Origin of the sequence: Saccharothrix sp. NRRL B-16348, from assembly GCF_001280085.1 — a bacterium.
Classification (GTDB): Bacteria; Actinomycetota; Actinomycetes; order Mycobacteriales; family Pseudonocardiaceae; genus Actinosynnema.
The window spans coordinates 1-9963 of record NZ_LGED01000031.1; the positions used below are offsets into that span (position 1 = coordinate 1).

A 9963-nucleotide genomic window follows, 5' to 3' on the forward strand; every position below is an offset into this window, starting at 1 on the left:
GGCCGGACCATCGGTGTAGGTGTAGGTCGCGTCACGCTCGATCGCGCCACGCCCTTCCAGGTAGTCGTGCCGCAGCAACAACTCCGGCCCCTCACCCGGTCCCGGCTTGGGCCCCAGCGCGTTGAGCAACGGGTGGAACTCCGCGATGTACACGAACCCACCCGGCTTGAGCAGCTCAACCACCGTCGCCGCCCACCGCGGCAGATCCGGCAGATAGCACAACGCACCCTTGCCGGTGTAGACGACGTCGAACCGTCCTGCACCGAGATGTGCCACCGCGTCGTGGACATCGGCCTCCACGTACTCGATCTTCGCCCCTTCCCCCGCGGCGATACGCCGAGCTTCGACAACGGCCGCCGCCGAGAAGTCCAACCCGGTGACGCGAGCTCCCTGCCGCGCGAAAGCGATCGTCTCGGCACCGATGTGGCACTGCAGATGCGCCAACTCCCGACCTGCGAGCTCCCCGAGATCAGACCACTCGAACGGGGCGAACCAACTCCGCGGATCGCGCCTGCCCACCGCGTAGAACTCACTCGCCACGTGCACCGGCGTCCGCGCGTCCCAGTTCGCCCGGTTCGCCCGAACCATCTCCCCGACCTCGACACCGAAGCTCATACCCGACATCTACCAGCACGCCCGGCACACGGACCCAGCCGCCACGCACCAGTCACCCACATGGGCTACTCGATTCGCCCTATTCCTTCCTATTCGGAAAGACAGAATCCTGTTCCCACCACAACGACCGCAGGATGCTCGTGACCACCAATACGGTATCGAACCGAGAAGGGTGATCACCATGACCGCGATCCGCACCAAACTACGTCACACACTCGTCCTCATAGCCACCACCATTTCCGCCCTCACGACCACGTCCACGACCGACGCCCACAGCGCACCCCTCCCAGTCGGCTGCGGCTTCCAGCACGTCAACCCCGATCACCACAACGGCGCGACATCCCTCTACACCCACTGCGCCGACACGTTCATCCTCATCCGAGTCGACACCACCCTCGACAGCTACCACGCCTGCGTCGGCCCTCGAGGCTCCTTGAGGTTCTTCCCCAGCAACGAAGTCAAGTACGCCTACCACGTCCCGATCCAACCGAGACTGATCACCGCGTCCGACGGCCGCCAAATCTGCTCCACCACCCAACCGCCGGTCTGACGTCCCGATGCGTCAGGACGGTGTCCGCTCCTTGCCGGGGTTCGGCACCGTCCTGGCCGATCAATCAACCCGTCCCGCAACACCGGACGATTCAGCGCCCCTACAACGTCGCGCTGCGCTCGTCCCAGGCAGGCGGCGTGGTCAGTGACGGCAACAGCATGAACGGTCTCGCCTCGCCGCGTTCGACGGCGCCGGTGGGACCGGGTGGAGGGAGTCCGAACTGGCGGTGAACCCACAGGGCGACACCATCCGGGTCGACCTGGCCGTGGCCAACGTCGCCGACGCGCTGTTCGACTCGCGGGTCGTCGTGGACGTGGTCGAGAAGAAGAAGCTGACCATCAGCCAGGTGCAGCTGCGGGACATCGACAACCAGGCCTTGCAATACCTCAGCGCGTCCAACCACAAGTACTTCGGCGGCCAGACGCGCGTGCACGGCACGATCACCGTGCAGGGGCCGAAGGACGACTCGCTGACCGAGCTCACCCTGGAGGTGCTGGAGGGCGGGGTGATCGCGCGCGGCACCCTCGCCCCGCCGTCCGACCCACGCTGATCACCACGTTCGGCGACGACGAGGAAACCCGGATCACCACCAGCCAACTGCTGTTCGAGATCCCGGCCGCGCAACTCGCCGCCGCCCAACCAGTCCGCCAACGGCGCGCTCACGTTGCGCGTGCGGGCGCGGTCCTCCAGCGGGGAGACGGCCGAGAAGAGCGCCGGCAGCGTGACGAAGCTGGCGCGGTTCACCGGCGGCAACCGCTACGGCGGACGGGACACCGCCGTCGGTGGCGACGACTGGGCGCGGCCAACGGTGCGGGCGTTCATCGACGGCGCGGCCCAGACGTGGGGCGACTTCTCCAACATGAACGGCGGCCCTTTCCCGCCGCACGACTCCCACCGCGTCGGCACCAGCGCCGACGGCTGGTTCACCGGCTACAACAACCGCGACGCCACCACGGCCGCGACGATCATCGGCCACCTCAACACGCACGGCACCCGCATCCGCACCGTGTACGTGACCTTCGCGACGGGCGGCGCCTTCGCACAAGCCATCGCGAACGTCACGCTCAACGACGGTCGGGCGACCACGTCGGTAATCCGCAACCACGGCGGCCACACCACCCACTTCCACTGGGAGGTCAACCCCTGACGAGCCGCGGTGGTGCGCGCGGACAGTCGACGCCGCTCCACCCGCCACCCCGGCCCCACCAAAAGTCCGAGACGTGACCCGGTGGATGCTGCAACACCCCGCCGACCTCGATGACCGGGAGCGCGGTCGGCTGAACGAGATCCTGGCTCGCAGCTCGGCCCTGCAGAGGTTGGCCTACCACGTCGCGTCCTTCGCGGAGATGATGACGGGTCTGCACGGCGAACGCCTCGATGCATGGATCGCCGCGGTCGAAGCGGACGACTTCCCGCAGTTGCACTCGTTCACCGCCGGGCTCAAACGCGACTACGCCGCGGTGGTCAACGGCCTCACGATGGAGCACAACTCCGGAGCAGTCGAAGGTTCCGTGTCACGTCTGAAATCGATCAAGAGAAGCATGTACGGGCGGGCGAAGCTCGACTTACTCCGCAAGAAGATCCTCTGCCGGGTCTGACCCCACCCACATGTTGATCACTCAATCAGCGACAGGACCCATTTCAGAGAGCACCATCACCTGGGCTCCGAGGCCCTGCTCGCTGCAGAGACCGCACTGTCGCGCAAGATCGAGGAGTTCCGCCGCGTCTTCTCCGAGGCGTGGGAGCGGGTTTTCTGTCTCGCCGCCGAGCTCGCGGGCGACTCCATGTCCACCGACGACTTCCACGGCGAGGTGCTCTGGCGCGACATGGGACAGCGCTCCCTGGCACAGTCCGCGGACGCCTGGGCAAGCTCGCCGAGCAGCTCGGCGTGCCCCGCCGCGGCCTGTGGCGGCGCATTCCCGGCGTCACGCAGCCCGAGATCGACGAGTGGGAAGACCTCCGCGAGGAGGAGGACGCCGAGCTGATGCTCGCCGCCTCCGTCCGGCGCGCGACGGCCCCGGCCCCGGTGCAGTTCTCCGACGCGCCGCGCGCCAGCTCCGGGCAGGTGGCCGCGTGAGGGCCATGGCGATCGACCTGCGCAACGCCGCGGGCGCCGCTCCGGCCCCGCGCGTGCTGGCATTCGCGCCGAGGCACGTTGCGCTGCCCGAGATCGGATCTTCTCCTGACCAGCAAGGCCACGTGAGTTCGCGCCCAAAGGTGCCGCCAACTGCAGAACGGTTCCCTTGACTACATCGCGACGGAGCCATCTTACAGTTGTCGACTCATTTCCCTTCAGTGTCCCCGGCCTGCATCGGATCAACCGGATCAACCGCACGTGGCGGTTCCGTGGATTCGTATCCTACTTCCATTTCGATTGGAACCGATTGTTTCGAGAGATAACCAACAGGCCACACTGGTGTTCGGAATGGCACCATATCCGGCTCAGAAGATTCGACCACCGGCGGCTGCGGCTGCGGCGGCGACGACGGCTGCGGCTGCGGCGGCGACGACGGCTGCCGCTGCTGCGGCGGCGACGACGGCTGCCGCTGCTGCGGCGGCGACGACGGCGGCTGTGGCTGTGGCTGTGGCTGTGGCTGTGGCTGTGGCTGATACTCGGTCAGCAGGTCAATCAGTTTCACCTGTTTCCACTTTTCCTCAAGCACCTTTATGCGCAGACCCAACTCTTCATTCCCCACTTGAGAATGAAGAGGAACGCGCCTTTTCTGTTCGTAAAGCCTCCGTGCAGACGTTCTGCGCAGGTAACCGGCAGCCTGGTTCTTCCTGTACGAAGCAAACGCCTCGCATGCAATGACGGCGCACCCTACGGCCACGAGAACGAGGATGGAATAGAGACTCTCGTTCTCTCGGGCCACTACGTCGATATCCTGATCACTATAGGCGCCGAAGGCAGCGCGCATCCAACCCGGTCGCGATTTCGCATCGACATAGAAGATGGACACAATAATGCCGCAAGTAATCAGGGAGCAAGCCCACATCATAGCCGAAAAAACCAGGAACAGTGGTCTTCGTTCAACTTTCTCGAAGTCCAGGTACCTCAGTGCAGCAACTTCGAAATTCCTTGCAAGACTGACGTAGACAGGACTTTCCTTTGGCGCGTCGCTAAGAATCGCCGCAGCGGCCTGGGCACGGTTCGCAAGTCGAATGCGACGCTGCCCGTCTTTGATCAGAGCCGCATAGAAAGCGACTACCGGAGCCAATACCAATCCCAGAATCTTCAACATCAGGTCCAGCATGGGTCTAGGCTTCCATCCGATTCGTCCGATGCCACTAGCCGCGCCAAAGATTCACGCTAGTGGCGTAGCGGTCTCCTTCGATCTGTGTGCAGGTCGAGATGGAAGACGTACCACAGTCCCCGATCCGACGAGGGCCTGTGGGCCCGCGCTCTTTCAACGCTCAACTCCGTTCGACCGCACACCCCATCGATTCCACACTCGACAACCCGGATGCCGCGCTTGCGTATGTGATCCACGGGAGAAAAGCCCGTGCCGACGACGCACAGCTCCACAAAAACCTCATCACCTCAGGCCGATATAGGCCGATGGGTGAACTACCACGGATCATTGGACGACTACTGGGGCCGGTACCGAATCGCCTCCGTCAGCGACACTGCGGACCGCCTCCGATACGAACTCGCCGACGAGCAGGACCGGATCATCTTGAGCGGCGTGAGCCGCAAGTCCTTCACGCTCATCGCCGACGGTCCACCGCACCACCTCCGGGACCTCCACCAGCGCCTCGCGGCGGTCAGGCAGGCGGCCCACCGCCGGTTCGGCAATGAGCTGCCCGCACAGTTGGACAACGCCATCCGCAGGCTTCCCGAGGTGGTCGCGGCCAATAGGCACGCCGAGGCCGAGCACTACCTCCTGTCGCTCGAAGCCACCGTCGGCTGCATCAGCGGCGAGGACTTCCAGCAGCGCGCCGGGGCGGTGGTCGTCACGATCAACGATGAGTCGTGGTCGCCGTGGCCGCCGGAGCAGATCGCGACACCTGCCCCGTCATCTCCGCCGAATGACGATCTCCGATCACCGAACCTCGACTCGCTCTGCGGCACCGACGGCATGGTCTACGACCCGGCGCGCGCATTCAGCCACGTACTCGCCGGTTGCTGATCGAACATCTGGGCGCACAACTGACCTGCTTCGAAGTGAACGTGCTTGTCGGGTTGCTGGAGTTCTCACAGCATGGTCGCGCAGGTCATCGCTATGCCGTCTGATCGTTTTCTCGAAATAGCCGGCCAGGCCGTGCCAGAGGTGCCAGCGGTCGGCCACCTGCAGGGCGCCGGGGTGCGCCGAGGCGGGCGCCTTCGGCGTACGCGCCGGCACGATCACGACAGACGACGACCACGCCGGGGTGCGCGCGGAGCCACTCGGCGAGGCTGTCCGCGGAACGGTCCGCGAGCAGGTCGACCGGCCGGTGAGTGGCCATGTCCAGCAGGATGGTCCCGTAGCTGCGGCGGCGCTTGAAGGCGACGTCGTCGACCCCAGCACCGTGATCGGCGCGATCGGCGGGTCGGGAACGGTGCGCACCAGGCGCAACAACGTGTCCCGGCCGGTCACCAGGCCAAGGCGGTCGACCAACCGAGTTCCGGAACGAGCCGCCACCGCCAGCCCGATCGACTCCAACGTCGCGCGTAGCCCTTGGCTGCGCCGTGCGTGCGCGCTGGTCACACCGTCCACCTGCTCGGCGAATGTCCCGACCGGGCATGTCCCGTTGTCACAGAAGAACCGGCGCATCCGCAGCCACAGCACCACCGGTAGTCCCGCCACCGGCATGTCAGCCACCCGACGGTCATAGCGACTGTGAACCCGGCGCGACCCGACCCCACACGACGAACAGGCACTCACACTCGCCTTGGCACATCCCCAGATCCGCACACCACTCGGAACCTGCTCGACCTTCTCGACCACCACTCCGGCCAAATGCGGCAGCAGGTCCGCTAACCCATCATGATCACACTCCGGTCGTGATCACAGACCGCGTGGAACGACCTCCGCACGGACCCAACAAAGTTGATCACGCAACCAGCGACAGGACCCTATTCCAGAGAGCACCATCAGTACGAGACAGCGGCGTCAGCGCCTCGCCAACGACCCCGGAAGGGTCGGGACTCCCCTGCGAAAGGCCTAACACGCCCTGGACCTCTCGCGCAGATACCAGCGGTGGCCGCCCCACTGGTCGAGGAGACGGCGGGCGGTACTGAGCAGTGCCCGTCCTTTGACATCGTCGTCGGCGCCGATCGAGCGCGGCGCGCAGCAACGACGTGGCGGGCTGGGTTTGACGCAGCAGGAGGTAGGTGCTGCCCGCGATGTCGTCCAGGCGTGCGCCGTCGAAGAAGTCGGTGCCTTGGGGTGGGTCGGTGATCGCCTCCGCGTGGCGGCGGGCCGCGTCGAGCGCTTCGAGACTGGCTCGGGTGTCGCATCGCGGCATGGGTTCGTGCAAGGAGTGCGCTCACCCAGGCACGGCGTCGTGGGCTCGACGACGCGCTTTCCACGTGGGCGCGCGGCCACGTCGACGTACCCGACAGCCTCTGTGACGGTTGGGTCCAGGCACCGGTTTCCGGCGATGTCTGTCGGTACGCCCAACAACGACGCAGGCGTTGCGGCTGCGGCGGTACAGCACGTCGTTGACTGTCGTCCGTGCCGCCTCCATAGGCTCGCGGTGAAGGTGGCGCTGCCTCGTCGCCCTGGCCTAATGGTTGTGTGCAGTGACGGAGGCGTCGATCCGGACGTACCGGTCGAACGTGCCGACTCGGTCGATGCTGAACGTCGACAGTGCCGTCGCCTGTGTTGGCACGGGTGAAGCGGAAGGACCCGGCGGTGTCGCGTAGACCGTCGCGTGGTCGACCAGGCCGTCCCGAAGGAACCGTTGCGCGGCCGATGGGCTGGTGATCAGGACTGATCGCGTTCCACCTGTGTGCAGGAGTGCGAGCAGTGTTGCGGGATCTTCGGCGGGTACTGCGGTGGGCAATCTGAACGTGGTGTTGCCGTGGCCGTTCGGTATGCCTTCGGTGAGTCGGCCGGTGTCGTCCAGGACCGCGTCGACTTCGACTCGATGGTGCGCGACCAGTACATCGGCGGGTGCAATCACCTGGCCGGACGGGTCGGCCTCGTACAGCCACGTGACGTGCGGCCGTCCCAGTCGCAGGCTGTGCAGCCACGGGTGGAGCACGAGTCGGGCGGATTCGGCCAGGAGGCCGACTTCGACGTCTACGCCTGCCGCTCGCAGCCGTTCGGCGCCTCCTTCCTCTCGGGAGGTGGGGTCGATCACCGCGATCACCGTTCGGCTGATGCCCGCGTCGATGAGCGCTTGGCGGCACGGTGGTGTGCGGCCGTGGTGGTTGCATGGTTCGAGGGTGACCACCGCGGTGCCGCCGCGGGCGCGTTCGCCTGCTGCTGTGAGTGCGTGGACTTCGGCGTGTGCTTGGCCTTTGCGTTCGTGGTAGCCCTCGCCGACGACGTGCCCGGCGGGGTCGAGGATCACGCAGCCGACCGGCGGGTTCGGGCTGGTGCGTCCGAGGCCGAAGGCGGACAGGACGATGGCGCGCTGCATCGCGCTGATCTCGTTCGCCGACGTGGTCACAGGTCGCCATTGAACGTCAGCTTGGCGCGGAACGCAGCGACCGATGGCAGCGTGTCGTAGCGGGTCAGTGCGTTGGCGACGGTCCGTAGTTCGTTCTCGGTCCGTGCGGATCCGGAGCTGCGCGCGATGTCCAACGCCTCGTCGGCGAGGTGCGCGGCTTGTTCCGGTTCTCCCACGGTGGCCGAGGCCAGCGCGAAGCGGCCCAGGGCGATGCCCCTGTCGCGTCGGTACACCGCCGGCAGGGTCGGCAGAACCCGGTCGTACAGCTCGACGGCCTTACGCGGCTGTCCCAGGGTCAGCCAGCAGCTGGCGCGCTGCAGTTCGAGGTAGCCGGCGGTGCAGAAGGAGCCGTGCCCGCCCCGGGCGTCGCCGGCCGTGTCCGATACCGCCCATTCGTGCGCCTTGTCCAGCGTGCGTTGTGCGGCACGGGCATCGCCGTCGAGTGCGTATCCGTGGGCTTCCTGCTGGGTGATGGCCGCGCGCATCGGGGGCGGGAGCGCGGGTCCTTCGCGGTGGGCGGCGTGTGCCATACCGATCACCCGGGCGGGGTCCCGGTTGGTGGTGGCCTGCTGACTACGGCGGAACAAGGTCCACGCCAGCATGAGACGGTCGTCCGCCTCGTGTGACCATTCCATCGCCCGGTCGGTCCACCGCTCGGCGAACGAGGTCTCGCCGGCATCCTCGTGCAGCCACGCGGCGGACTCGGCGTACTGCGCCGCCAACGTCACCACCTCGCGTCGGACCAGACCTCTGGCCGAGCGCGCGATGCTCATCACGAGTCTGAGGTGCTCGTGCACCGAACTGAGCGCGAATCGCGGGCCGAAGAGGTTGTCGGTCTTCACCAGGAGGTGCCACTGCTCCCGAAGGTGGCCGAGCAAGTCCGGGATGTCGCTCGGCGCCAGGCCGCCCAACAATGGGACTCCGCCGAGCGGGTCGGTGCCTGCGGTGTCGCCGTGGCTGATCAGAGTCTGAGGGCCGGCGGGCGCTTCCGGCCGGTTCCGGCGAGCCTGTCGTTCCCCATACGCCTGTTCGCGGAGGGCGAGGAGTTGCCCTCCTGCACCCAGTTCCTCGTCGATGGCTTTCACGATCCCGAGCGAGGGCAGGTTGTGGCCAGGGCGTTCGGCGAGTGACACGTACTGCCGGGTGTAACCGATTCGTCGAGCGAGTTGCGGCTGGCTGAGCCCGGCCTGAGCCCGGCCTCGTTCCGACGCCGTTTGATCTCGCTGGCGAGCAGTAGCGCGGCGGAATGTGCCTCGTCGTACGCCCGGTCTTCGTTCACGGTCTGCTCCGCTGCGGCAGGGGGCAAATAAGGGGCAAAGCGCGTAGTAATCGATTTGCCCCGTTCCGTGATCGTAGCTGGTCCGGGTCGAATGTCCCCAGGGTGATTCGGGTGATCACGGGAGGCAGGTGCAGTCATGCGACCGCTGGCTCGAGCTGAGCGGATCCGCAGGTCCGGTCTTCGGCTGCTCGGCGCGGCGGAGCGGGTGCGGTTGCGGCCGGAGTTGCTGGAGGTGGTCGAGTACCGCAAGTCGGGGTTGAGCCTGAACTGGGTCATCGGGTGCCCGTTGAACTGCGGGTACTGCGTGCGGCACCTGTTCGACAACTACGGGATGAAGGTGCCGGTGGCGTTGATGGGCGAGGAGGAGGCGGCCGCGTTGCTGACCGGGCACCGGTTCTTCCAGCCGCACGTGACGCCGATCCAGCTGCTCAACCGGGCGACGCGGGCGACGGACCCGATGCTGCCCGCGGTGAAACCACACCTGTTCCGGATGTTGCGGCTGCTGGACGACCAAGGCCTGACCAATCACGTGCTGGTGATCACCCGATGGCGGGTGGAGCCGGAGGACTGCGCCGCGCTCAACGCGTTGCGGAACCTGAAAGTGACCTTGTTGGTCACCCATTCGGGTATCGACGATCCCCGGATCGAGCCGGTGGACTCGACCATCGCCGCGACGTCGTTGCGCACGGCGTTCGAACACGCCGACCGGTATCGGGTGGTGTTGTACTGGCGGCCGATCGTGCCCGGCCTCAACGACACCGACGCCCACCTCGACCACGCCCTGGACCTGGGCCGGTCCGCGCACGCGACGGTGTTCACCGGCCTGTTCTACCGCGACGCGATCCGCGACTACTACCGCGCCCAAGGCCTGCCCGAACCGTACGAGGCGGGGGCGCGGCGCAAGGTGTTCCCGGAACGG

The 9963-nt window shown here is 66.5% G+C and carries 11 protein-coding genes and 1 pseudogene; 7 read left to right on the forward strand and 5 right to left on the reverse strand.

Annotation, left to right across the window (positions count from 1 at the left end; all coding sequences use genetic code 11):
* A partial coding sequence (locus ADK67_RS06210; RefSeq protein WP_082403256.1) for a class I SAM-dependent methyltransferase occupies positions 1-615 on the reverse strand: 615 nt, incomplete at its 3' end.
* 181 nt (positions 616-796) lie between these two features.
* Here ADK67_RS06210 and ADK67_RS06215 point away from each other — a divergent pair.
* The 5 genes from ADK67_RS06215 (at position 797) to ADK67_RS06235 (ending at position 3242) form a co-directional block, all read left to right on the forward strand.
* Positions 797-1165: a DUF6355 family natural product biosynthesis protein gene (locus tag ADK67_RS06215; RefSeq protein ID WP_157619960.1), complete on the forward strand. Its 369-nt coding sequence runs from the start codon at positions 797-799 to the stop codon at positions 1163-1165.
* Between the two features lie 226 nt (positions 1166-1391).
* Positions 1392-1715 (forward strand): hypothetical protein, encoded by a 324-nt coding sequence (locus ADK67_RS06220; protein WP_053715428.1) that lies wholly within the window; start codon positions 1392-1394, stop codon positions 1713-1715.
* A 120-nt stretch (positions 1716-1835) separates the two neighbouring features.
* The gene (locus ADK67_RS06225) at positions 1836-2312 is read left to right on the forward strand and encodes a hypothetical protein (RefSeq protein ID WP_053715429.1); all 477 of its coding nucleotides are present in this window, start codon (positions 1836-1838) and stop codon (positions 2310-2312) included.
* Positions 2313-2385: 73 nt separating this feature from the next.
* Positions 2386-2763 carry a transposase gene (locus ADK67_RS06230; protein ID WP_157619961.1) on the forward strand — a complete coding sequence of 126 codons (378 nt, stop codon included), beginning with the start codon at positions 2386-2388 and terminating at the stop codon, positions 2761-2763.
* Between the two features lie 290 nt (positions 2764-3053).
* Complete coding sequence (locus ADK67_RS06235) at positions 3054-3242, forward strand: hypothetical protein (RefSeq protein WP_053715430.1); 189 nt, start codon at positions 3054-3056, stop codon at positions 3240-3242.
* Positions 3243-3447: 205 nt separating this feature from the next.
* Here the strand turns inward: ADK67_RS06235 and ADK67_RS50490 are convergent, their stop codons facing one another.
* Positions 3448-4419 carry a hypothetical protein gene (locus tag ADK67_RS50490; RefSeq protein WP_157619962.1) on the reverse strand — a complete coding sequence of 324 codons (972 nt, stop codon included), beginning with the start codon at positions 4417-4419 and terminating at the stop codon, positions 3448-3450.
* Between the two features lie 309 nt (positions 4420-4728).
* Between ADK67_RS50490 and ADK67_RS06240 the strand changes: the two genes are divergently transcribed.
* On the forward strand, positions 4729-5295 hold the full coding sequence (locus ADK67_RS06240) for a hypothetical protein (protein ID WP_157619963.1): 567 nt from the start codon (positions 4729-4731) through the stop codon (positions 5293-5295).
* Here the strand turns inward: ADK67_RS06240 and ADK67_RS55290 are convergent.
* The 3 genes from ADK67_RS55290 to ADK67_RS06250 form a co-directional block, all read right to left on the reverse strand.
* A complete protein-coding gene (locus ADK67_RS55290; RefSeq protein WP_442974111.1) occupies positions 5209-6096 on the reverse strand; it encodes a transposase family protein in 888 nt (295 codons plus the stop codon). The genes ADK67_RS06240 and ADK67_RS55290 overlap by 87 nt on opposite strands.
* A gap of 778 nt (positions 6097-6874) precedes the next feature.
* Positions 6875-7735, reverse strand: a complete 861-nt coding sequence (gene ribD / locus ADK67_RS06245; protein WP_082403259.1) for a bifunctional diaminohydroxyphosphoribosylaminopyrimidine deaminase/5-amino-6-(5-phosphoribosylamino)uracil reductase RibD — start codon at positions 7733-7735, stop codon at positions 6875-6877.
* Positions 7736-7761: 26 nt separating this feature from the next.
* Positions 7762-9099: a helix-turn-helix transcriptional regulator gene (locus tag ADK67_RS06250; protein ID WP_157619965.1), complete on the reverse strand. Its 1338-nt coding sequence runs from the start codon at positions 9097-9099 to the stop codon at positions 7762-7764.
* A gap of 81 nt (positions 9100-9180) precedes the next feature.
* Between ADK67_RS06250 and ADK67_RS06255 the strand changes: the two are divergent.
* Positions 9181-9963: pseudogene (locus tag ADK67_RS06255) on the forward strand (radical SAM protein); the annotation flags it as partial.